This window comes from Agrobacterium sp. El2ro-1b (assembly GCF_048298475.1).
Taxonomy (GTDB): Bacteria; Pseudomonadota; Alphaproteobacteria; order Rhizobiales; family Rhizobiaceae; genus Agrobacterium; species Agrobacterium fabrum.
Genome location: NZ_CP103458.1, coordinates 2,296,508 through 2,318,618, shown reverse-complemented (window position 1 = coordinate 2,318,618; position 22,111 = coordinate 2,296,508). Strand labels below are relative to the sequence as shown.

Sequence of the window (22,111 nt, the reverse complement as noted above, 5' to 3'; positions counted from 1 at the left end):
TATGAGCAGACTCGACAGTTTCATTCGCCGTTTGAGCGCACAGCGCGACATCCTCAACCACGTCGCGGCCGATCTCGATCTGCCCGATCAGGGTGCACTCATGGAAATCGGGCTTGGAAACGGGCGCACTTTCAATCACCTGCGGGAACTGTTTCCCAACCGTCGCATCATCGCTTTTGACAGGGCCATGGGTGCACATGCCTCCTCCGTTCCGGCGGCAGAGGATCTCGTGATCGGTGAAATTTCGCAAACCGCTCCGGCCTTCATCGGTACGGATGCGGCGATGGTGCATGCCGATATCGGCACGGGTTATCCGGAAAAGGATGCGGTTACGCTCACATGGTTGCCCGATCTTGCCGCGGGTATGCTGGCGAAAGGCGGTATCGCCATCAGCGGTCTGCCGCTCGATCATGCCATGCTGAAACCGCTGCCGGTGCCGGAAAGCGTTCCGACGGATCGCTATTTTCTCTATCGCAAGATTTGACGTCGGACAGCCCGAAGACAGAGGCGCCGTGGCTATTTCATAGATAACGCTCGCTCTCTTCTTTCGAGAGCAGATAGACTTTCATCTGCGAGTTTCGTCCGCGAATGGCGATGTCTTCGCTTCTGAGATCGTCAATCTCCTGTCCTGCCTGGATGATGGCCGGTTCGGAAACGACGATGGCGGCGCCGAATTCCTTGGCCTTGGATTCGAGCCGGCTTGCGACATTCACGGTATCGCCTATGGCGGTCAGGGTTTTTGCCGCGCCATATCCCATCACGCCGACGATGCTCGGGCCGGCGTGAATGCCAACCACTACTTCCAGGCGGACAGCGAATTGTTTCTCCAACCCCTCGTTCAGGATGGCGATATCCCGCAATATGGTTGCGGCCGCCTTCATGGCGTTGCGACAGGCCCGGTCCGTATCCTCGCCTAGCCCAAAAAGGGCCATGGCGCCATCGCCGATGAATTTATCGAGATGACCGCCGGCCTGTTCGACGGCCTGACCGACGATGGTGAAATAACGGTTCAGAAGGAAGACGACATCATAGGGCAGCTTGGCTTCCGACAGCGTGGTGAAATTGCGCAGATCGCAGAAGAGGATGGCGATTTCCTCTTCCCGGCCGGGGCGCGCCGGCTGCGCATCCGCCGGCAGATCGCTCTGCTGGGGTGGTGAAACGAGAAGCGCGATGTCGAGATCGCTGGTGGGGCGCAACTGACAACCGAGCCGCACGTCCGAATCCGCATGGATACGCCGGAGCGTGGTCTGCTCGATATCTCCGGGTGGCGGAAGCGGACCTTTGCTGTTCAGAACCTTGACGCGACAGGTCGAGCAGCGCCCCTTGCCGCCGCAGACGGAGTAATGCGGGATGCCCGCGAGCCTGCTGGCTTCGAGAATACTGAATCCGGCCGGAATGCGCGCCTGCACGCCCTGTTCATAGTGGATTTCAATCGCGGTCAGCCTTTGCCGGAAGCTTCGCACACCGCGCAAAACGAAGACCAGCATCACCCCGCCGGCGAAAATCGCCTCGGTCGCGCCGGTGATGAACCGGATCCGCGTTTCCATCTCCCTTTGCAGCGGGAGTTCGTCTCTCTGGATTGTGTTATCCGTGAGCCCCGGAGGAAGCGCATATTTCCGATCCACCTCTTCCAGCCAGCGGCCTGCATCGCTGAAGCCCAGCAAGGCCAGAAGCGGCAGCATCACAGCCACCGTCATGAACAGCCCGGCGGTTTTTGGATACCAGTCGCGGTATCGCAGCCAGAAATAGAGGCCGATGCATCCATGGGTCCAGATGACAATCAATGCGAGGCTTTGCCAGGCGCCGTTGACCGGATTGTTGATCCAGAGCCGCCGGATGACGGAATAATAACCGACGTCGATGCCATAGAGCATATGTGAGGCGCGGATATTGACCGCGTGGCCGATGATCAGAAACGGGATCGACAGTCCGAATATGACCTGAAGCGCCTCGCGCAGCGGCATGCGCAGCGTTCTGCGCAGATAAAGCGAACGCAGCACAAGGCAGACATGCACCACGACCGACCCGTAAAAAAGCAGGCTGCTGACAGGATTAAGCCAGATCAGGCTGAACCACTTTCGCGCCCGTTCAGCGGTGTCGATGGAGATGAGTGCAAGGGAATGATTGGAGAGGTGGGAAAAAACGAAAGCAAATATGATGAGGCCGGATGCGATCCGGGCGCGTCTTAAATTGGTTTCCGAAAAGAAACGGATCATGCAAATCCCATCAAATGGCCGTTCGGTATAGAATCATCATGCAATAGGGGTGGTTCTATCTTAGATCGTCTCCCCGTATTTTCAGGCGGAAAAACGGGATATGCGTCTCCTGCAAATACCTTAAATGCAGGCCGGCTCATGGCAATATCGTGGAGCAATTGATCGGCAGCGGTCAATTGTGCGTGTTCGAATGCACGCGTGGTGAGGAATGTTCCACCGCCAGATCGAAAAACGGTCGAAGGCGGCCCTACACCGAGGCCCGATGAGGATCAGATTTCGATGACCTGACCGTCCATCGCCGCGAATGCGCCGCTGAATTCGGCTTTCGCCTGCTTTTCGATATCGTCCAACTCGTCGTCGCTGCGGCTCGGAGCGTGGTGGATGAAGCCGACATTTTTTGCGTCTGCAAGTTTGGCGAGGCGGATTGCCTGTTGCCAGGAGGAATGGCCATAACCGCGGTAAAGACCCATTTCCTCATCGGTGAACATGGCGTCATAGAGGAAAAGATCGACATCCCTGATGAGATCAAGAACAGTTTCATCGATGCTGCCGGGCTCATGTTCGGTGTCGGTGATGATGGCCAGCGACTTACCTTCCCAGTCCAGCCGGTATCCGATGGCATTGCCGGGATGGTTGAGCATGCCGGTTCTGATCGATAGGCCGGGGTGCACATCGAGCACATCGCCCGCCTTGAAGTCCCGGGTGGCGATCTTTGCGCAGCAAATCTCCAATGGCACGGGGAACCAGGGAGGGCTCATGAAATCCTTGAGCATTTCCCGGGTGGTCATGCTTCCGGCCAAATGGCCCGACCAGATGGCGACATCGTTGGAGCTGTTATAAAAGGGCTTGAAATAGGGAAAGCCGACAATGTGGTCGTAGTGACAGTGTGAGAAGAACAGGTTGACGTCGGTAATGCCTTCCGCCCGCAACGCAAGACCAGCGGGATGCAGGCCGGAACCGGCATCGAAAAAAAGAACGTGATCACCGCATCTCACCTCGATGCAGATGGTATTCCCGCCGTATTTCCGGAAGTTTTCACCTGAAACGGGAAGCGTTCCCCGCGCACCCCAGATCTTTACCCGAAAATTTCTATTACTTTCCCGACTTCTCGTGTCGGAATCGAACGCCATGGCACACCCCAATAACAACGGAATCTTGCACGCTTTCCTCCCATGAAAGCCCGTTGTTTCTATAAATCTTATATCCGCTCGTTTCCGGCGGGTCCCTTTACCCCTTATTCAGTCAGCATTTCATTTATATTGCAATAGTACGACATTTATTTTTCCAATATCGCCATTCAAGGTAGCAAGGAATTGTCGTTTATGTCCTGGCGCCTGAGCGCGCTTTGCTCAGTTCCGCCGTCGTCTGGGTAAGGCGTTCGGCAAGAACCCGCATGACCTTGATGGTGATGTCGGGGAAGTCGGACATGAGCTTGAAGAACTGTTCCTTGCCGATGCGCAGGGCTTCCACATTGGTGGAGGCGCGAATGGTCGCGGTTCTGACGCTGTCACAGAGGATGGCGATTTCACCGACGATGGCGTTGCCGGTCATTTCGGCCACTTTGAGCGTGCCCGATGGCGAATCGACGAGAACATCCACTTTGCCGGTCAGAAGAACATAGGCCGCATCGCCGACATCTCCCTGCCGGAACAGCATATCTCCGGCATGATAGGACACGCGGTCGGATGCGAATGCGAGCAGCTTGAGTTTGGACGGTTCCATTTCCGAGAAAAACGGAACCCGTTTCAACATCTGAATTTCGTCTTTAAACAGCATTGCCTTACCCTGTTCTTGTTCCACCTCGGTCGCATTCTTGGATTTATGTCGCGACCATTTCCTTGAATGTACCGTTTTCCTCGGCGAGAGTCTCGTAACTTCCGTCAGCTGTGATCAGGCCCTGATGAACGACGATCACCCGCTCGAACATGCGCGAGAGGTGCGCATTCGACAGAACCCATACGATCGAGGGGTTATTGTTGTTCTGTTTCAGGAGTGTGATGACCCGCTCGACAATTTCCTCCTGCTGTCGGGGATCGAGACCGGGAAGGGGGCGGTTGAATACGTAATAATCGGATTTGCGGATCAGCGCCCGCGCGAGATTGAGCTTCTGGCGCTGAAGCGGGCCAAGCCGCTTGCCGCCGGCACCCAGGTTGAAATCCAGCCCCACCGCGAGCACGCGCTCATAGACGCCCTGCTTGCGCATGACGTCGGCGACGATGCGGGTAATGCGCCGCGAGGCGTCGGTATAGCGATGGCTCACCTTGCCGAAGAGAATATTGTCCAGAAGGCTGGTGGCGCTCATGTATTTGGTCGGATCGTAGATTTCGATCACGTTTTTCAGGCTGTCGGGCAGGTTCTCGTGGAACATGTGCCGGACTTCGACGATCCGGTTCATGATTTCCGGCGATAGCAGGCCGAAACGCTGGCGAGGTTCTATGTAGAAGAAGCTCAGCCGCAGCATCGCGCGTTTTTCGGCTTCATTGGCCTCGTCGAAACTCTTTCCCTGAAGCCGCTGCAGCATCTGCTGATAGACCGGAATGTCCTCGGGCGTCATGAAGGTGAGCTGCTGGAAGAAGGGGTGGTCTCCGGGCAGGTCGGCAAAGATTTCCACGATGTTTTCGGCAATCGTGTAGCCCATTTCGAACAGGGTTTTGACGAGGCCGGTTTTGCGCATCAGCGAGCGGAAATAGTCGCTCTCGATGACGGTCCTGATCGTCTGGGACGAGTCCCGCATGGTGCCGAACAGCAGGTTTTCGCCAACGGTCGCTTCGCTATTGTAGCTTTCCAGTTCGAAGGGAGCGATGAGGCCGCTCAGATTTTCCTTTTCCAGTTCGGCGCGCAACACATGCCGCAATTCCACGATGCGGGCGGCAAGATGCAGGTCGGTCAGAGGGTCGATCGACGAGCGCAGGGCAAATTCCAGAATATCCTGTGACAGCTCCACGCTGTCGAGCACGGCCAGAATGGCCCGGATGAGATTTTCCGGCTTGCCGTCGCCAGCCGGGCTCGAGGCGTAATCGATCCATTCGCTGTTGATGTCGATCAGCGGATTTCCCGCCATCCTGGCTTCGCGGATTTCCCATTTGCGATGCTCCAGCGCAGTGCCCTCGTAGTTCTTGTCCGAAAGCGGTGCGTGCTTGAGGCCGTAAAGCAGATTGTCCTTCAGGCTGGCGTGGAAAAAATAACTGTCGGAGGAGACATAGGAAATGCGTCGCCCGGTGAGCGATTCCGGCAGTTCCAATATGTCGACATCGTTGATGCTGACCTTGCCCGAAGTTGGCCAGAGCGTGCGGCCGATCGCATCCGCAAGCGCCTCGGCGCCCGAGCCGCCGACGATGGCGATCACCTCGCCCGGCTCGATCTTCAGCGACGCCTGTTCCAGAAGCCGGCTGCCGCTATCATCCTCGAGCGTCAGATTGGTGATGACGAGCGGCGCGGTGATCGCCGCGACGGTTCCCGGGGACAGTTTCTGCACCTTGTCATCGATCATGTTCGGCGTATTGAACTGTTCGAAGACCTGCTCGTATTTTACCTGGACATCCTGTCGCGCCTGATCCCAGTCGATCAGTTCCTTCAGCGGTCCCGGCAGTTCCTTATAGGCGTTGATGACGGCGACCAGCTGGCCGACATCAAGGCTGCCCTTAAGGGTCAGATAACCGCCGAGCGCATAAAAGAAGAAGGGCGTGAGCTGCGCGAGGAAGTTGTTGATAAACTTGACCAGAAACTTCCATTGGTAGAGGTCGTAACGGATCTTGAAGATGTCGCCGAGCCGGTGTGAGGCATCGGCGCGCTCGAAATTAGACGTGTCATAGGCGTGGATGGTGCCGATGCCGTCGACCATCTCGCCGATACGTCCGGCAAGCTGGCGCGCGCTCAACTGCCGCTGGCGGCCAAGTTCGATGAGGCGGCGGCGCATTTTGGGGATGATGCCGACCTGTATGGCTGCCATGAAAGCCGCGATCAGACCGAGCCATAAATTCTGCACGAGAATGAAGAAGAGCGCGGAGAGCGCCTGGCCGCCTAGAAGTGCGGGCTGTACGAAGGCATCACCGGTAAATCCGCCAAGCGGCTCCACCTCGTCCTTCACCATGCTGGAGATTTCGGCGCCTTTTACCCGCTTGAAATGCGTGGGCGGGAAACGCAGAATCCGATCAATAAGTTCGAAACGGATACGCCTGAGAAGCCGCTCGCCAAGGCGGCCCTTGTAGGTATTGATGTAATATTTGAAGAGCCCGTTGATGATGACGAGTGCAAGGAATGTCAGGCTGAGCCCCATCAGCATCGACATGCGGTTGAGTTCGATCCCGGGGAAGAGCGTCACGGTGCCCCAATAGGGAATATCGACCGTGAGATGCATGAAGAGCTGCGTCGCGTTCGCCCCTTCGAAGCCATCCCCCTGAATAGGCCCGTTGACGATCTGTTTGGGCAGATCGAAGGCGAGAAAATAGGGGATCATGGACAGGGCCACGATCAGCAGAATGAAAAGCTGCTGCCGCCTCGTGTGAGACCAGATATAACGCGTAAGGCTTTGTTCCATATAAAACTTCTATGACCTGGCGGGCGAGGCCCGGCGTGATGGTTTGCGCGGTGTCTAGACGATCCGGTGGCCGGGTGGCGCAACCTCCTCCTGCAAATAGGTACGGGACTCGCTATTTATCAGTATATTCAAGCGGTTTCGAGCAAAATAGCGGGCCTGTCGAGACTTGTCCGTTACCCCGGCGATTGTTTTTGCAACGTGCGGGTAGCGGGCGATATAAATACGACTATATTTTTAGAGTTCTCTAATATTGTTGTTTTTATTGTAGATCAGGCGTTAAGACGCTTCGATATAATGATCCCGTAATGGTTGAGCCACACACTGGCGCGATAATGGCAAGGTCGATGGCGATAGATATTTCAGAGCGAACAGGCAGCGATCCGTCTCTTGATGCATTGTCGCTTTCCGGCATTGGCGTTGATGGGGCGGTTGCACATCCCGTCTCTTTTGACGGGCTCGCCGGCGTTTTCCATCCCGCGCGCCAGGATGTTAGGCAGGCCCATGCCGTTCTTTTCGTCAGCCCCTGGGGCATGGAGGAATTGTGCAGCCGCAAGTTTCAGCGGATTCTGGCAGAGAGGCTGGCGGCTCTTGGCGTTGCAAGCCTGCGATTTGACTATCTCGGCGCGGGTGATGCCTTCGATCCTGAAGATGCGGGCCGTGCGGCGGACTGGCTTTCCGACACGCGCGCGGCTTTCGCTTTTCTGAAGCGTCTTTCCGGATGCGCGGACGTGGTGGTCGTTGCGCAGGGGCTCGGATGCCTGATCGCGGCGCAGGCGCTTGCCGATGTGGCGGGCACCGGCTCCATGGCCTTTCTGGCGCCTGTCGTTTCCGGCCGCGCCTATCTGCGCGAACTGGCGATGTGGTCATCCATGATCGATGACGGCCTTGGTCTCAGGCCCGGTCAACGCCTCGCGCAGGCGGGCGCGATTGCGGGCATGACCATGCCTGAAGGTGTTGCGGATGCGGTCAAGAAGACCAATCTTGCCAATCTCGCGGCCGTTCCGGCGCGCACCATTCTGGTCCTGTCGCGACCCGGTCGCGTGACCGATGCCGATTTCGCCAAACATCTCGCTGCAATTGGCGGTGAGGTGGAGGAGGCGGCGTTTTCCGGCTATGACGATCTCGTTTCCAGTCCTACGCTCTCGAAGATTTCAGGTGATGTGGTGAACCGGCTGGTGGACTGGGTTCTGTCTCAGACCCATGCCGAAAGCCCCGCCCATGCTGAGGAGGATATGATCCTCAACGCGCCGCAGCGCGGCCGTGGTTTCATCGAGCAGCCCGTGCAGTTCGGCGACGGCGGGCGGCTCTTCGGTGTCTTCTGTCGGCCGGATGACCGGGAGGCGGTGTCTTCGGTTCTCCTGCTGGGTGCTGCCTATGACCGGCATGCGGGTTGGGGCAGGCTCTCCGTACAGATGGCCCGTGCTCTGGCGCGCGAAGGCGTTGCCTCATTGCGCTTCGATGCGGCCAATATTGCCGATAGTCCGCCCGTCAAAAACGCGCCCGATCAGGTTCTTTACGATGCCGGGCAGAATGACGACGTGGCCGCCGCACTGGATTTTCTTGACGCGCGGGGCAAAGGGCCCTTCATTGCGGCGGGCCGGTGCAGCGGCGCCTATCTCGCTTTTAACGGCGCGCTTGCCGATGACCGGATCGGGGCCGTGGTTGCGGTCAATCCGGTTGTTTTCCACTGGCGCAAGGGCCGTTCTGTGGACGAGGCGCTGCATAAAAGGCCGCGTTCCTTCGGGGAATACAGCCAGCGTTTTCGCCAGGGTGCCACATTCAAGCGGCTGATCAGCGGCGATGTCGATGTGGCAAGCGCCGGGCTGAATATTCTCAAGGCGACGATGAAGCGGCTTTCGACAAAAACGGCAAAACTGTTTCGCAGGGGTAGCGAGGAAGGGCGGGCCGTCTTCGGCGCTTTCGACAGGCTGAAGGCGAAGAATACCGCCGTCCATCTGCTCTATAGCGACAATGACGATGGCCTCGAGCATTTCCAGTATTACTTTGATGCCGACGGTGACGGGCTGGCGGCGTATCGCAACGTGTCGCTGACCATCATTCCCGATGCCGATCACAATCTTTCGACGCCGGAAGCGAAGACAATCTATATCGAAACGGTGAAACAGCTGGCTCTAGAACGAAAACCGCCGGCTGGAGCCCAGTGACACGACCTCTCCGGAGGGAGGGGCTTCGGTTGTGGCGGTTTCCGGTAAAAGGCTGATTTTTCTGGTGTCGCCGGGGCCGAGATGGAACCAGCTTTCGCAAGCGCGGTAGCCCTCTGCCGTGATATGGACCGACTGCGCCAGCCGGTCTGTGCCGATTTCAACGGACCAGTTGCCGTTTGTTTCGCTGATTGCGACCTGAAGGTTTGCGGCATGCAGCGCCTTTTTCCGGCCGAGCGGAAAATGGAAGGCGTCGGCGATGACATGCCCGGTCGCAATATCCCGAAGGCGGGCGATCGTCACATCATGGGATGGCGGGCCGAAACGATAAGCATAGGTCGTATCGAAAAAAGCGCCGAACAGGTCGGTTGCGGCAATCGTCTGGCTCTCTCGCGGCAATAGCGCGAGGGGCCGTTTGGCGTGAACGACGGGCTGCACACCTTCGCGCAGGCAGGTCAGCTCCAGCATGGCATTCAGGCTGTCGCCCGTCTCGTTGAGGATGTGAATGTCGAGCCCGTTGGTGCCTTCGTCGGAAAGGCTGACCTGAACGGGGCGGAACGCTCTTTTCAGCGCATGCCAGACGGATTTTGGCCTGCCGGCGGCATCGATGATACCCCAGCCCGCGCCGGGAACGAGGTCCTGGAGCGTCCAGACCAAAGCGCCCTGACAGGAAGAGCCGCTGCGCCGCCATTCGGCGAACGTCGCCTCCATCACCTCGGCCGTCGCGGCGCGCGACATGTCGAAATAAAGGGCGCCGTCTTCCCGCCGCAGTACATCCGGTTCGACCTCGTAAAGCAGCTTCAGATAATGATCACGGACATCCTCGAAATCCCAGGAAGCGCCACGGTCACGCGGTGTTCGCGCTTTCCAGCGCGGATCGTGAATGGCCACGCCGGGAAGATATCTGTCCAGTGTCTCCTGTTCTGGAATATTGGCGAAGGCGAGACATTCAGCGGCGAAACGCAGATCGGCGCGGCGGGCATCTTCCAATGGCCGGCAGTAGGCGCCAACGCCGTAATAGTGGCCCACGCCGGCATTGGGGAAGAAGGGCAAAGCGCCGCTGGAAGGGGAATTGGCGACATAGACCGCATCCTGCCGCTTTTCGGCAATCACATCTGGAATAATCTCCTCGGTGAGCGTGCCCTTCCATATCTGTTCCGGTAGGCCAAGCATGGCGCCCTGCTGGTACATTTCACTGCCGCCGCAGAAAACGGCAAGCGATGGAGAAAGCGCAGTCGCTTCGAGAAATTGCGAGATTTCCGCAACGATATGCTGGTGCAGGCTCTCATCTTTCGCCGGGTAATCGAAATTCGCAAGCATGGCATCCTGCCAGACCATGATGCCGAGTTCGTCGCAAAGCGCGAAAAATTCCGGCGTCTCATAGGCCATGGTGCCGCCGACGCGGATCATGTTCATGCCGGCTTCCGCGGCTTTTCGCAGCCACGGTTCATAGTCCGGCCGTGTTCCCGGCAGGCGCACAATATCGGCCGTCGTCCAGACCGCACCGCGGCAGAAGACCGACTGACCGTTCACCTTGAGGCCGAAACCGTTGCCGTCTTCACCATGGTAGACCTCTATACGCCGGAAGCCGGTGCGCCCAAGGTGATGTTGGGTGCTGTCCAGGTCGAGAACGACGTCGTGCAAAGCCGGTCTGCCATGCGTGTGCGGCCACCACTGTTCGACATGCAATATGCGCAGTTCGCCGGACAGCTTGCCGTTTTCGTCCTGAGAAAGGTCGGCGCTATAACCGGCGCAACCAAGCCTTGCCGATTTTATGGGCCGGTCGGTTTCCAGCACGATGCTGACAGTTCCCGTTCCATCCTCGTCCAGCGAAGACCGCAGCGTGCACAACACGCCGTCCTGTCTGATGAGGCTGATGGGTCGCCATGGGCCGGCGGCATGGATTTCCGGGCACCAGCCGGGCATATAGCCGAGCGCCGTGGTGCGGATCAGCCGTAACCCTTGGGTATTCATCATCTGCGGACGCCAGCGGGCGCGCGGACCGGTCTTTTCGAGCCTCGGCGCAAGGGCCCGGAAGCAGATCGAAAGCTCGTCTGCGCCTGTCATCTGGACCGGCACTTCCAGCCTTTCGAACATGCTTTGGCTCGCGGCAATCAGCTCACCGTTGAAGAAGATTTCGGCAATGGTGGAGAGACCATCAAAGCGCAGGATGGCCCGTTCCCGCGCATCTGAAATCATCGTCAGCCGATACCAGGCATCCCTGTCATTAAGGGCGACGGGGGCAAGGCGATCGAATTTCCCGGCCGCTTCCAACGCTTGCGCCACGGTGCCGGGAACGGAGACATGAAAGCTTTCGAGCGATGCCGAAATATCTGATGGGGTTTCGCAGGCATCGGCGGGCGTCAGTGTCAGCTTCCAGCCTTCACTCAACACTTCCTCGCTTTCCCCGGGAAGATAGGTCCTCACGCGGCCTCGCTCGCATCAGATAGTTTTTTGCCAAGGTTTTCCATCAAACCATCCCATGCGTCCGCGGCCGGATCGAGCACGGTGGCCAGCGCATCGAACTTACGTCGGGTAACGGCGCGTGCAAGCTGGAACTGAACGGTCTTGGCAACCTCCGAGATCTTGAGCGCGTGGTCTCTCGCTTCAGAAAAACCTGGCTTGTCCAGCCATTCGAAGTGGCTTGCCGCCAGTTCGAAATTGGCGCCGAGCTGCCGCAGCGTGTTGAAGGCGTATTTGTGGAAGAAGCCGAAGGGCCTGTCGGCAACCTTTTCCACCTGGGCGGGAAACACTTTTGCAAAAGCCCGGACCGGGTTGGCGGAAGGGCGCCTGGAAAAATGAAACTTCAAGAGCCGTTCAGCCGTCTTGCGAATATGCGCCGGTGAAGGATTGCTGTCTGCGAATTTGGCAAATTCGGTGTAGGGCAGAAACGGCGGGTCGGTCTCGGCCAGATGATGCTGGAAGAGCCCGTCAAAATCCTCACCGGAGAGATGAAAAAAGCCGGCATTGTGGAAATAGTCCAGTTCCCGCTTTTCAAGATCAAGCCGGTTGATGGCGACGGTGGTCTTGCCGTGCTCCTTCCGGTAGCCGACCCCATGGGTGTCGGGCATATAGAAGCTGTCCATCTCGATAAGGCAGATGCGGCCGCGTTCCAGCTGCGTCGCGATGTGGTCTTCCACTTTGTCGAAGATTGCAAGTTCGGTAGCGCGAACGCCATAAAGGGCTTCGAGGTCTTCCAGCGGCACCTTGAAAAAAGTGAACTGGTCACCCTCGAAATCCTGCGTCAGTGTAAAACCGAACATGGCCTCCGGGGATAAGCCTTTCGAGGCCAGCACTTCGATCCATAAATCGATGTAGCAATTGGTCTCCGGCCACATTCTCTCGGAAGAATGAAGCGGATGCTGCACATAGTTTTTGGGATCGAGGCCCGGAAAAATCTGCCGCATGGATAATCAGCCCCAGAGGGTTTCCACGACCTTTGCAGGCCATTTCTTCACGTCGAGACCGTGATGGGCAAACAGCGCCAGCGCGATGCGCTCAAGGCCGAAACCGACGCAGGCGGTATGGGCGACATCGCCATTGTCGAGGTTCAGGCCCCATTTCTGGCCGAAGGCATCCTGGTGATAATTGAAGCTCATGCAGGCCGTCGGGTTGGTCGCTGACGTGACCGGAATCAAGAGCTCGAATTTCAGGTTCTGGTCGCGCTGGTTGTTGGCGAGCATCTTGCCGGCGCGGCCGAAAAAGGGATCGTTGGCGATATCGATGGTGACGTCGAGCCCGACTGCTTTCATCATCTCCACGCCGCGATCCATCCAGGTCTGGCGGAATTCGGTGACATCGGACTCGGTGCCCATGCAGACATATTCGCGCATTCGGAAAAGCTGCTGGCGGGCGGGATCCTTGGAGGGTTCATGGCGGAAGCAATAGGACTGGATGTCATAGAGACCGCCGCCGGCAGGCAGCGCGCCACGCTTGGCGATCGTCGGATAAAGCGGATAGCAGGCTGCAGGCGTCAGCACGATGTCGGTGGCTTTCTGGTCCTTCGTCCAGTCGCCGCCCTCATCCATTGATTTCAGCAGGCTGACATGATCGAGTTCGCAGCCGCAGAAGGAGTGAACCGTGCCGGCGAGCTGCGGAAAGCTCTTCATGTAACCGCTCTTTTCGAAATAGGCGCGGTTGATGCCGGGCGGAAAACGGATCGCTTCGGCGCCATCGGCGCCACCCGTGCGGTCGATCAGCCGCTCGAATGCGGCAATCACGTCCTCGAACTGGCCGCTGCGGCCATAAAGACCGTCCACACCCGTTTCAATCAGCAGGCCTTCTTCGAACAGTCGATCGAGGAACGATGTTTGCATGTCCATGGTCTTATCCCAAGAGGCTCGTGTCCTGCCTGTGAACCAGCAGGAGATTGGCGGAATTGCCGAGAATACGGTCGTTGGAAATCATCAGCCGGGCGGAATGCGCGTCGCGCAGGTGCCGGCCGAGGCTGTAGGGCGTGCCGTTCTTGTAACCCATGATGCCGCAGACCAGCATGGCATGGTCGATGATCTCGAGAATGGTTTCGGAAGAGCAAATCTTCACGTTGTTCATGGCGACGGCAAAGGCCATCGACATCAGTTTTTCCGGGTCACTCTTGGTGTCCTCGTAGGCCTTGATGCCGGCGATGATGTTGGATTTCACCACCTGCAGCTTGGTGGAAACCTCGGCAAGGCGGATTGCGCCGGGAGGGGCGGTGCCGGGCGATTTGCGTGCCGCGGCTCTGACAAAAGACTGGGCGCGCAGCACGGCGTCCGAGGCAATGCCATACCAGACAGCGCTCCACAGGAGATGCGAGCTTGCAAGCATGGATTGTGCGGCGATTTCCGCGAAAGGTTTCGGGAAAATCTGCGCCGCCGGCGCTTCGCCGCGAAACAGGAAGCCGTCCGAACAGGTGCCACGCATGCCGAGCGTATCCCAGACATGGGTCTTTTCGAGCGTATATTGGTTTTTCAGGAATACGGTCATCACCTGGTCGGCGGGCGCGGCATCCTTGTGGGCGCGCGAGGTGATGAGGATCGCATCGGCATTGCTGCCGTAGGAAATGACGGTAGCATCCTTTTCCAGCCGGCAGCTATCGCCTTCGACTTCGATCGCGCAGATGGAGTTGCGCAGATTGCCGCCGATGCCGCCTTCGGTGGTGGCTGAGCCGAGCAGAAGCTGATCACCTGCAACGCGGCGCATGAAATCCGCATGCCAGGTGCTTTCCACGCCATGTTCCACCAGGCTCGACAGCTTGATGTGGTGCATGGCGAAAATCATTGCGGTTGCCGAACAGGCCTGGCCGAGCCGGGCGCAGATATCGGCGATCTCTTGAATGGAGGCGCCTTCGCCGCCGAGTGAGGAGGGCACCTGAATGCCCAGCAGCCGTTCCTGCCGCAAGGCATCGACGGCTTCCTGCGGGAAGCGGCCGGTGACATCCACGTTATCCGAATGCTTTGCGGCAATGGTCGCGACACGGCCCGCGCGCGCGGACAGCGTTTCATCCTGCGGCGCTACGGTCACGTTCATCAGGCTGCCTCTTTACCATCCAGAATGAACTTAACGGTGTCTTCAATGGCCTTGATGCTGGCGAAAGACTTGCGGTTCAGCAGATTGTCGGGGAATTCGATATCGAATGCTTCTTCGATACCCAGCATCAGTTGCACGGATGCGAAGGAAGAGAGGCCTGCCGCATAAAGATCTGCTTCATCTGCAATCGTATCGACAGGGGTGGGAAGCTGGCCGAATTTTGCCAGTATTTCACGAATAGTCGCATTCATTCCGACGTATCTCCAATGAAGTCAACATTAGGAAGGTTTGTGCTTATCGTTATGCCGCAAACGATAATATTCACCTAAACCGTTAGGTTAATTACAACTAACGGCAGCATGCGTCATTCCCGCACCTTTGCCAAGCGTTGATGAGCGGCCTTGACAAAAGTCGGACGGTGTCTTTTGCTGTGCCCATTCACCAGGGGTGTCCCGTCAAGGGGCTGAGATTCTGCTTTCATGCGCAGTGACCCGTTGAACCTGATCCAGTTCATACTGGCGTAGGGACGGTGCAAAGACCTGATGTCGGGCAGGCGCATGACGCCGTCACTCGGCACTTCGGTATTTTCCATCATTCCGGCTCGAACTGGGTCTCCACAGTCAAACTTTGGAGCCTCAAGATGAATATCGTTGCCAAGACCATCCCGCTTGTCGTCACCACCGGACCGCAAGCCGCTTCCACGAAAATCCATAAACCGGGAATTTTGCATCCGCATATTCGCGTGCCGATGCGAGAGATCGCGGTGCACCCGACGGCGGGCGAACCGCCGGTGACGGTCTATGATTCCTCCGGTCCCTATACCGATCCCAGCCATCCCGTCCTGATCGAAAACGGTCTGCCGCGCCTGCGTCATGACTGGGTCGTGGCGCGCGGTGATGTCGAGGCTTATGAGGGACGGCACGTCAAGCCGGAGGATAACGGCTTTGCCACCGGCGAACGGCTGACGCCCGAATTTGCCGTGCGCCACCAGCCGCTGAAAGCGACGCCGGGCAAGGCGGTGACGCAGCTTGCCTATGCGCGGGCCGGCATCATCACGCCGGAAATGGAATTCATCGCCATCCGCGAAAATCTCGGGCGCGAGGCGGCGAAGGAAAAGCTTACGCGTGACGGCGAGAGTTTCGGCGCGCATATCCCTGACTATGTCACGGCGGAATTCGTGCGTCAGGAAGTGGCGTCTGGTCGCGCCATCATTCCCGCCAATATCAACCATCCCGAACTTGAGCCGATGATCATCGGCCGCAATTTTCTGGTGAAAATCAATGCCAATATCGGCAATTCCGCCGTTACTTCCTCCATGGCTGAGGAGGTGGAGAAGATGGTCTGGGCCATCCGCTGGGGTGCGGATACCGTCATGGATCTCTCCACCGGCCGTAACATCCACAATATCCGCGAATGGATCATTCGCAATTCGCCGGTGCCGATCGGCACGGTGCCGCTTTATCAGGCGCTGGAGAAGGTCAACGGTATTGCTGAAGACCTCAACTGGGAGGTGTTTCGCGATACGCTGATCGAGCAGGCGGAGCAGGGGGTGGATTATTTCACCATCCATGCCGGGGTGCGGCTGCATTACATTCCACTCACCGTCAACCGTGTCACCGGCATCGTCTCGCGGGGCGGCTCGATCATGGCCAAGTGGTGTCTGCATCACCACAAGGAAAGTTTCCTCTATGAGCATTTCGAGGAGATATGTGATATCTGCCGCGCTTATGACGTTTCCTTCTCGCTGGGGGACGGCCTTAGGCCCGGCTCGATTGCCGACGCCAATGATGCAGCGCAGTTTGCCGAGCTGGAGACGCTAGGCGAGTTGACGCAGATCGCCTGGGCGAAAGATTGCCAGGTGATGATCGAAGGTCCCGGCCATGTGCCGATGCACAAGATCAAGGAAAACATGGACAAGCAGCTGAAGACCTGCGGCGAGGCGCCTTTCTATACGCTTGGGCCGCTCACGACGGATATCGCGCCCGGTTATGACCACATCACCTCAGGCATCGGGGCGGCGATGATCGGCTGGTTCGGCACGGCCATGCTCTGCTATGTCACGCCGAAGGAACATCTCGGTCTACCTGACCGCAACGACGTGAAGGTCGGTGTCATCACCTACAAGATCGCCGCCCACGCCGCCGATCTTGCCAAAGGCCATCCGGCCGCGCAGGTACGGGACGATGCGCTGTCGCGCGCGAGGTTCGAGTTCCGCTGGGAAGACCAGTTCAACCTGTCGCTCGACCCGGATACGGCGCGTTCCTTCCATGATGAGACCCTGCCGAAGGAGGCGCACAAGGTTGCGCATTTCTGCTCCATGTGCGGACCGAAATTCTGCTCGATGCGGATTTCCCACGACATCCGCGCCGAGGCACAGAAGGAGGGACTTGAGGCGATGGCCGCTCGTTTCAAGGAGGGTGGTGAGCTTTATATGCCGCTGTCGACGCCCGCGAGCGCTGAATAAAATGCGTGTTCTCGTCAAGGGAACGGGGGTCGCCGGTTTGACGGCGGCCTTCGAGCTGGTGCGGAGTGGCGTTGCTGTCGAGGTGTCGGAGTGCAACGCCAAGCCTTCTCGCGGGGCGTCGTTCTATGCAGGCGGCATGCTGGCGCCCTGGTGTGAGCGTGAAAGCGCGGAAGAGGCGGTTCTGACACTCGGCCATGCGGCGCTTGACTGGTGGGATGAAGCGACACCCGGCCTTGTGGTGCGCAACGGCACGCTGGTGGTCGCGCCCACCCGTGACAAAGCGGAGCTTTCGCGTTTCGCATCGCGGACCAGCGGTTATCGCTGGGTGGACGAGGCTGAAATCGCCGGTTTGGAGCCCGATCTTGCAGGCCGCTACCGGTCCGGGCTCTATTTTCCGGATGAGGGGCATCTCGATCCGCGCCTTGCGCTTGCATCGCTGTATCAACGGCTTTGCAGCATGGGTGTGCGGTTTCATATGGGTGTACCCGTGGATGAACGGCCGTTCGACCGGGTGGTGGATTGCACCGGGTCTGCGGCAGTGGGCAAGATTCCCCGCCTTCGTGGTGTGCGGGGAGAGATGCTCTATCTCGCCACACGGGAGGTTTCTCTCTCCCGTCCCGTCCGGCTGCTGCATCCGCGCATTCCGCTTTACATCGTACCGCGCGAACCCGGCCGCTTCATGGTGGGCGCGACGATGATCGAGACGGAGGAGGCAGGTGCCATTTCCGCCCGTTCGATGATGGAGTTCCTGAATGCCGCCTATGCCGTGCATCCGGCCTTTGCGGAAGCGGAAATCATCGAGACCGGTACGGGTGTGCGTCCGGCCTATCCCGACAATCTGCCAAAAGTCACCGAGGATGGCCGAACCATCTTCATCAACGGCGCGTACCGGCACGGCTTTCTGCTCTCGCCGGCCATGGCGCGGCAGGCGGCCGGGATCGTCTGCGAGGCTCTTATTCAAAAGGAACAGAATCATGAAACTTCTTGTCAATGGCGACGAGCTTGATCTCGCTGCCGAGACGCTGGCCGGTCTGCTCGCCAGTCTCGAATACGAAGGCGAGTGGCTGGCGACGGCGGTCAATGGCGATCTCGTGCATTCGGAGGAACGCGCCGGTTACGTGCTGAAAGCTTTCGATCGCATCGAAATCCTCTCACCAATGCAGGGAGGTTGAGGCCATGCTGACGCTTTATGGCCGCGAGGTCTCGTCCCGTCTTCTGCTCGGCACGGCGCGTTATCCGTCTCCCGCCCTGCTTGCGGATGCGGTGCGGGCCAGCAATACGGATATTCTGACGATTTCGCTGCGACGGGAAATGGCAGGGACCAAGAAGGGTGGTCAGTTTTTCGAGCTGATCCGCGAATTGGACCGCCATATTCTGCCCAATACGGCCGGTTGCCACACCGCCAAGGAAGCGGTGCTGACGGCGAAGATGGCGCGCGAGGTGTTCCGTACGGACTGGATCAAGCTGGAGGTCATTGGCCATCACGATACGTTGCAGCCCGATGTCTTCGCGCTTGTCGAAGCGGCGAAAATCCTCTGCGGCGAGGGTTTCGAAGTCTTTCCCTACACGACGGACGATTTGGTCGTGGCCGAGAAACTGCTGGAGGCAGGCTGCAGGGTGCTTATGCCCTGGTGCGCGCCGATCGGCAGCGCCATGGGGCCGCTCAATCTGACGGCGCTGAAATCGATGCGGGCGCGGTTTCCCGATGTGCCGCTGATCGTCGATGCCGGTATCGGCCGGCCGTCACATGCGGTGACGGTGATGGAGCTTGGTTACGATGCCGTTCTCCTCAACACGGCGGTTGCGGGTGCGGGCAACCCGGTCGGCATGGCGGAGGCTTTTGCTCGCGCCATAGGGGCTGGCCATCAGGCGTATCTTTCGGGGCCGCTGGAGCCACGGGATATGGCCGTTCCTTCGACCCCTGTTATCGGGACGGCAGTTTTCTCCTGATCGCCGCTTTCCGCCAAGGTCGGGCATGTCACCTTTTGCGTTGACAGTGCTCGGCAGCGGCGGGATACCGGGAGCAAAGGGGAACAGCATGGCGGCACACAACAATCTTCTCACGGATATCGACGGTGTTCTGGTTGGCAATGTCACCGATCTCTCCCTCGGCTCCGGCGTTACGGCGATTGTTTTCGACAAGCCTGCCGTTGCTTCCGGTTCGGTTCTCGGCGGTGCGCCCGGCGGGCGCGATACCGGCCTGCTGGATCCGGCTATGACAGTCGAAACCGTGGATGCGCTGGTATTGTCCGGCGGTTCCGCCTTCGGGCTAGATGCGGCGGGCGGCTTTCAGGCGGGATTGCGCGAGATCGGTCGTGGCTTGCAGGTAGGCTCCACCCGCGTGCCCATCGTGCCGCAGGCGATCCTGATGGATCTCATGAATGGCGGGAATAAGGACTGGGGGCTGCATTCGCCCTATCGCGAGATGGGATATGCGGCTTTCAAGGCGGCGGGCCGCGACCCTTTCGAACTTGGAACGGCGGGTGCAGGAACGGGTGCGACGACCGCGACCTTCAAGGGCGGGCTCGGTTCGGCAAGCGCCATCAGTTCTGCCGGATACAAGGTTGCGGCCATCGTTGCCGTCAATGCGCTTGGTTCCGCAACCGTGGGCACGAGCCACCATTTCTGGTCAGCACCTTTTGAAGTGCATGGCGAATTCGGTGATCGCGGCTTTCCCGCCCGTTTTACAACTGACGATACCGCGCTGCGTCTCAAAGGTGTCAATCTCACCGCGACGACCATCGGCGCCGTGGTAACCGATGCAGTGCTCACCAAGGCACAGGCCCATCGCCTCTCCATCATGGCACATGACGGGCTGGCGCGTGCGGTTCTGCCCGCCCATCTGCCGAGCGATGGCGATACCATATTTGCGGCTGCCACCGGTGACAAACCGCTTGAGGGCGGCGCTCATTTTGCCGAGCTTTGTTATCTCGCGACAATAGTGATGGCGCGGGCGGTGGCGCGTGGCGTCTATGAGGCGACGGCCCTGCCGGTGGATGGGGCGCAGAAGGCCTATCGTGACATTCATGGCCGGGGTGTTTGAACCATGAGCGAGACACGCCTGCCACTGAAACCCGTTCTGCGCATCGATTTTCCGCCGGGGGAGCGTCTAGGGCACGGCAAGGTCGAGTTGATGGAATTGATTGCCGAGACCGGATCGATCTCCGCCGCCGGTCGGGCAATGGACATGTCCTATCGACGTGCATGGTTGCTGGTGGATGCGCTGAACCACATGTTCAGGCAGCCGGTGATCGAATCCCAACGGGGCGGCAAGCAGGGCGGCGGCGCAGCACTGACTGTCTTCGGCGCCGAATTGCTGGAGCGTTATCGTGGCATGGAAGAGCGGATGAACGAGGCCCTGCGCGGGGATATCGACTGGCTGGAGGCCAACCGCAACCCCTATGATGTGCTCAATAGGGATCGAGAGCCGCCGACTTTATGATTGCATGCACCGGTTTGCCGGGTTCGAGATGCAGCCGCTCGCGGGAGAGGTCGGTGATGCGCGACTGGATAATATCGCCGCCGCAATCCACCTGTATCGTCACTATTCCGTCTTCGCTCTCCGAGATACCCGCAATATGGCCCTCGAGAATGTTGAGCGCACTGAGACCCTCGGGTTTTACCAGAGCCAGCATGACATCGCGTGCGGGTATCAGCACCCGTGCAGGGGTGCCGGCTGTTGCCTTTTTTGCCGGAACCTGCAGGAGCGCCGCATTGAGCCTGACGGCGGCAAGCCCGTGTCTTTCATCGAAGCTTTCGATGTTTCCTGAAAGGATGCTGCCTGCTTCCCGGCGCTCGAGATGGGTGCTGAAATCGGGTCTCGACAGCACCTCGGATGCTTTTCCCTCAGCCTCCACCTTGCCGTCTTTCATTACCACCACGCGGTCGGCAAGGCGGGCGACTTCTTGGATGGAATGGCTGACATAAACGATCGGGATTTTTGTCTCGTCGCGCAGCCGCTCGAGATAGGGAATGATTTCGGCCTTGCGTTGTTCGTCCAGCGACGCGAGTGGCTCGTCCATCAAAAGCAGCCTGGGTGAAGCCAGAAGTGCGCGGCCGATGGCGACCCGCTGTTTTTCGCCGCCGGAAAGCTTGTTCGGGCGGCGCTGGAGAAGATGGGCGATGCCCAGCATATCGACGATACGATCTTCATCGGCGTCCGTCGCTTTTTCCGTTGCGAACCATTTTCCGTAGTTCAGGTTCTGCGCCACGCTGAGATGCGGGAAGAGTCGTGCCTCCTGAAAGACATAACCGAAGCGGCGTTTATGGGCCGGCAGAAACAGCCGTTTTCCGCTATCGGCCAATACTTCGCCGTCGAGTGAAACTTTTCCTTCATCTGGCCGCAGCAGACCGGCGATGATGCGGATCATCGATGTCTTGCCGGAGCCCGAGCGCCCGAAAAGTGCGGTCACACCGCCTTCGGAGGTGAAGGACGCGTCGAGTTCGAAGGCGCCGAGGCGGTGACCGGTAGAGACTGAGAGCGTCATTCCATGCTCACCCGTTTGCCGATGATGCGGGCCAGAAACTCCGAGACGAGCAGCGCCAGCATGGAAATGATGACCGAGACAATGGTGAGGCGCAACGCGCCGGCATCGCCGCCCGGAACCTGCGTGAAGGTGTAGATGGCGGCGGAAAGCGTCTGGGTCTCGCCCGGAATATTGGACACGAAGGTGATGGTCGCACCGAATTCGCCCATGGCCTTGGCGAAAGCGAGGATCATGCCGGCGATGATGCCGGGCAGCGTCAGTGGCAGGGTGACGGTAAGGAACACCCAGAGCGGGCTTGCCCCCAATGTTCCCGCCGCCTCTTCCAGCTTGCGGTCCACCGCTTCGATGGAGAGACGGATGGAGCGCACCATCAGCGGAAAGGCCATGACGGCGCATGCTAGTGCCGCACCTGTCCAGCGAAAGGAAAAGACAATGCCGAACCAGCTATCGAGAAATTGGCCGATTGCGCCTCTGCGGCCGAAGAGAACGAGCAGCAGAAAGCCGGTGACGACGGGTGGCAGAATGAGCGGCAGGTGGACAATGCCATTAAGCAGCGACTTGCCCCAGAAGCGGCCGCGTGCCAGCGCCACGGCCACCGCGATGCCGAAGGGCAGGCTGGCAAACATGGCGATGGAGGACACCCACAGGCTGAGCCTGATTGCCGTCCATTCTTCAGGGCTGAGTGTCCACCAATGCAATGCCATATCCTGCAATCGTCATGTTTCATGGCCCGCTGG

19 protein-coding genes and 1 riboswitch are annotated in these 22,111 nt (G+C 58.9%); of the genes, 8 read left to right on the top strand and 11 right to left on the bottom strand.

The window, feature by feature from the left end; all coding sequences use genetic code 11:
• Nucleotide 1: 1 nt before the first annotated feature.
• A complete protein-coding gene (locus NYR50_RS11480) occupies nucleotides 2-484 on the top strand; it encodes a class I SAM-dependent methyltransferase (RefSeq protein WP_174009351.1) in 483 nt (160 codons plus the stop codon).
• 37 nt (nucleotides 485-521) lie between these two features.
• Here NYR50_RS11480 and NYR50_RS11475 read toward each other — a convergent pair whose 3' ends face one another.
• The 4 genes from NYR50_RS11475 to NYR50_RS11460 form a co-directional block, all read right to left on the bottom strand.
• On the bottom strand, nucleotides 522-2,216 hold the full coding sequence (locus NYR50_RS11475; RefSeq protein ID WP_418136026.1) for an adenylate/guanylate cyclase domain-containing protein: 1,695 nt from the start codon (nucleotides 2,214-2,216) through the stop codon (nucleotides 522-524).
• Between the two features lie 269 nt (nucleotides 2,217-2,485).
• Nucleotides 2,486-3,346 carry an MBL fold metallo-hydrolase gene (locus NYR50_RS11470; RefSeq protein ID WP_418136025.1) on the bottom strand — a complete coding sequence of 287 codons (861 nt, stop codon included), beginning with the start codon at nucleotides 3,344-3,346 and terminating at the stop codon, nucleotides 2,486-2,488.
• A 190-nt stretch (nucleotides 3,347-3,536) separates the two neighbouring features.
• Nucleotides 3,537-3,992: a cyclic nucleotide-binding domain-containing protein gene (locus NYR50_RS11465; RefSeq protein WP_174009348.1), complete on the bottom strand. Its 456-nt coding sequence runs from the start codon at nucleotides 3,990-3,992 to the stop codon at nucleotides 3,537-3,539.
• 43 nt (nucleotides 3,993-4,035) lie between these two features.
• Nucleotides 4,036-6,753: an ABC transporter ATP-binding protein gene (locus tag NYR50_RS11460; protein ID WP_174009347.1), complete on the bottom strand. Its 2,718-nt coding sequence runs from the start codon at nucleotides 6,751-6,753 to the stop codon at nucleotides 4,036-4,038.
• Between the two features lie 344 nt (nucleotides 6,754-7,097).
• Between NYR50_RS11460 and NYR50_RS11455 the strand changes: the two genes are divergently transcribed.
• Nucleotides 7,098-8,918 (top strand): hypothetical protein, encoded by a 1,821-nt coding sequence (locus tag NYR50_RS11455; RefSeq protein WP_418136024.1) that lies wholly within the window; start codon nucleotides 7,098-7,100, stop codon nucleotides 8,916-8,918.
• Here the strand turns inward: NYR50_RS11455 and NYR50_RS11450 are convergent.
• The 5 genes from NYR50_RS11450 to NYR50_RS11430 are packed head-to-tail and all read right to left on the bottom strand — an operon-like array spanning nucleotide 8,886 to nucleotide 14,674.
• Nucleotides 8,886-11,342, bottom strand: a complete 2,457-nt coding sequence (locus NYR50_RS11450) for a glycoside hydrolase family 2 protein (protein WP_418136023.1) — start codon at nucleotides 11,340-11,342, stop codon at nucleotides 8,886-8,888. The two genes, NYR50_RS11455 and NYR50_RS11450, sit on opposite strands and share 33 nt — an antisense overlap.
• Nucleotides 11,339-12,322: a DUF1839 family protein gene (locus NYR50_RS11445; RefSeq protein WP_418136022.1), complete on the bottom strand. Its 984-nt coding sequence runs from the start codon at nucleotides 12,320-12,322 to the stop codon at nucleotides 11,339-11,341. Before NYR50_RS11445 ends, NYR50_RS11450 begins: the two co-directional genes overlap by 4 nt.
• 6 nt (nucleotides 12,323-12,328) lie before the next feature.
• Nucleotides 12,329-13,237, bottom strand: a complete 909-nt coding sequence (locus tag NYR50_RS11440; RefSeq protein WP_174009343.1) for an amino acid--[acyl-carrier-protein] ligase — start codon at nucleotides 13,235-13,237, stop codon at nucleotides 12,329-12,331.
• A 4-nt stretch (nucleotides 13,238-13,241) separates the two neighbouring features.
• The gene (locus tag NYR50_RS11435) at nucleotides 13,242-14,423 is read right to left on the bottom strand and encodes an acyl-CoA dehydrogenase family protein (protein WP_418136021.1); all 1,182 of its coding nucleotides are present in this window, start codon (nucleotides 14,421-14,423) and stop codon (nucleotides 13,242-13,244) included.
• Nucleotides 14,423-14,674, bottom strand: coding sequence for an acyl carrier protein (locus tag NYR50_RS11430; RefSeq protein ID WP_418136020.1), 252 nt, complete (start codon nucleotides 14,672-14,674; stop codon nucleotides 14,423-14,425). Before NYR50_RS11430 ends, NYR50_RS11435 begins: the two co-directional genes overlap by 1 nt.
• 182 nt (nucleotides 14,675-14,856) lie before the next feature.
• A riboswitch (TPP riboswitch) is annotated at nucleotides 14,857-14,968 on the top strand.
• 95 nt (nucleotides 14,969-15,063) lie between these two features.
• Between NYR50_RS11430 and thiC the strand changes: the two genes are divergently transcribed.
• The 6 genes from thiC (at nucleotide 15,064) to NYR50_RS11400 (ending at nucleotide 20,329) form a co-directional block, all read left to right on the top strand.
• Nucleotides 15,064-16,887, top strand: a complete 1,824-nt coding sequence (gene thiC / locus NYR50_RS11425; protein ID WP_418136019.1) for a phosphomethylpyrimidine synthase ThiC — start codon at nucleotides 15,064-15,066, stop codon at nucleotides 16,885-16,887.
• A gap of 1 nt (nucleotide 16,888) precedes the next feature.
• Complete coding sequence (gene thiO / locus NYR50_RS11420) at nucleotides 16,889-17,893, top strand: glycine oxidase ThiO (protein ID WP_418136018.1); 1,005 nt, start codon at nucleotides 16,889-16,891, stop codon at nucleotides 17,891-17,893.
• On the top strand, nucleotides 17,862-18,059 hold the full coding sequence (thiS, locus tag NYR50_RS11415; RefSeq protein WP_174009339.1) for a sulfur carrier protein ThiS: 198 nt from the start codon (nucleotides 17,862-17,864) through the stop codon (nucleotides 18,057-18,059). Before thiO ends, thiS begins: the two co-directional genes overlap by 32 nt.
• A 4-nt stretch (nucleotides 18,060-18,063) precedes the next feature.
• Entirely contained in the window at nucleotides 18,064-18,837 is a 774-nt protein-coding gene (locus tag NYR50_RS11410) for a thiazole synthase (protein ID WP_418136017.1), read from the top strand.
• Between the two features lie 88 nt (nucleotides 18,838-18,925).
• Nucleotides 18,926-19,930, top strand: coding sequence for a P1 family peptidase (locus NYR50_RS11405; RefSeq protein ID WP_418136016.1), 1,005 nt, complete (start codon nucleotides 18,926-18,928; stop codon nucleotides 19,928-19,930).
• Between the two features lie 3 nt (nucleotides 19,931-19,933).
• Nucleotides 19,934-20,329, top strand: coding sequence for a winged helix-turn-helix domain-containing protein (locus NYR50_RS11400; protein WP_418136015.1), 396 nt, complete (start codon nucleotides 19,934-19,936; stop codon nucleotides 20,327-20,329).
• Here the strand turns inward: NYR50_RS11400 and modC are convergent.
• Nucleotides 20,298-21,374, bottom strand: a complete 1,077-nt coding sequence (gene modC / locus NYR50_RS11395) for a molybdenum ABC transporter ATP-binding protein (protein ID WP_418136014.1) — start codon at nucleotides 21,372-21,374, stop codon at nucleotides 20,298-20,300. The genes NYR50_RS11400 and modC overlap by 32 nt on opposite strands.
• Nucleotides 21,371-22,078, bottom strand: coding sequence for a molybdate ABC transporter permease subunit (modB, locus tag NYR50_RS11390; RefSeq protein WP_035214701.1), 708 nt, complete (start codon nucleotides 22,076-22,078; stop codon nucleotides 21,371-21,373). The genes modC and modB overlap by 4 nt, the downstream gene beginning before the upstream one ends.
• Nucleotides 22,079-22,111: the final 33 nt, after the last annotated feature.

Excerpts from the sequence above, each read along its gene's own strand:
- NYR50_RS11445 (WP_418136022.1), bottom strand. The coding sequence starts at position 12,322 with ATGCGGCAGATTTTTCCGGGCCTCGATCCCAAAAACTATGTGCAGCAT.
- thiS (WP_174009339.1), top strand. The coding sequence starts at position 17,862 with ATGAAACTTCTTGTCAATGGCGACGAGCTTGATCTCGCTGCCGAGACG.
- thiO (WP_418136018.1), top strand. The coding sequence starts at position 16,889 with ATGCGTGTTCTCGTCAAGGGAACGGGGGTCGCCGGTTTGACGGCGGCC.
- NYR50_RS11475 (WP_418136026.1), bottom strand. The coding sequence starts at position 2,216 with ATGATCCGTTTCTTTTCGGAAACCAATTTAAGACGCGCCCGGATCGCA.
- NYR50_RS11430 (WP_418136020.1), bottom strand. The coding sequence starts at position 14,674 with ATGAATGCGACTATTCGTGAAATACTGGCAAAATTCGGCCAGCTTCCC.
- NYR50_RS11470 (WP_418136025.1), bottom strand. The coding sequence starts at position 3,346 with ATGGCGTTCGATTCCGACACGAGAAGTCGGGAAAGTAATAGAAATTTT.
- modC (WP_418136014.1), bottom strand. The coding sequence starts at position 21,374 with ATGACGCTCTCAGTCTCTACCGGTCACCGCCTCGGCGCCTTCGAACTC.
- thiC (WP_418136019.1), top strand. The coding sequence starts at position 15,064 with ATGAATATCGTTGCCAAGACCATCCCGCTTGTCGTCACCACCGGACCG.
- NYR50_RS11440 (WP_174009343.1), bottom strand. The coding sequence starts at position 13,237 with ATGGACATGCAAACATCGTTCCTCGATCGACTGTTCGAAGAAGGCCTG.
- NYR50_RS11480 (WP_174009351.1), top strand. The coding sequence starts at position 2 with ATGAGCAGACTCGACAGTTTCATTCGCCGTTTGAGCGCACAGCGCGAC.
- modB (WP_035214701.1), bottom strand. The coding sequence starts at position 22,078 with ATGGCATTGCATTGGTGGACACTCAGCCCTGAAGAATGGACGGCAATC.
- NYR50_RS11465 (WP_174009348.1), bottom strand. The coding sequence starts at position 3,992 with ATGCTGTTTAAAGACGAAATTCAGATGTTGAAACGGGTTCCGTTTTTC.
- NYR50_RS11460 (WP_174009347.1), bottom strand. The coding sequence starts at position 6,753 with ATGGAACAAAGCCTTACGCGTTATATCTGGTCTCACACGAGGCGGCAG.
- NYR50_RS11400 (WP_418136015.1), top strand. The coding sequence starts at position 19,934 with ATGAGCGAGACACGCCTGCCACTGAAACCCGTTCTGCGCATCGATTTT.
- NYR50_RS11435 (WP_418136021.1), bottom strand. The coding sequence starts at position 14,423 with ATGAACGTGACCGTAGCGCCGCAGGATGAAACGCTGTCCGCGCGCGCG.
- NYR50_RS11410 (WP_418136017.1), top strand. The coding sequence starts at position 18,064 with ATGCTGACGCTTTATGGCCGCGAGGTCTCGTCCCGTCTTCTGCTCGGC.
- NYR50_RS11405 (WP_418136016.1), top strand. The coding sequence starts at position 18,926 with ATGGCGGCACACAACAATCTTCTCACGGATATCGACGGTGTTCTGGTT.
- NYR50_RS11455 (WP_418136024.1), top strand. The coding sequence starts at position 7,098 with ATGGCGATAGATATTTCAGAGCGAACAGGCAGCGATCCGTCTCTTGAT.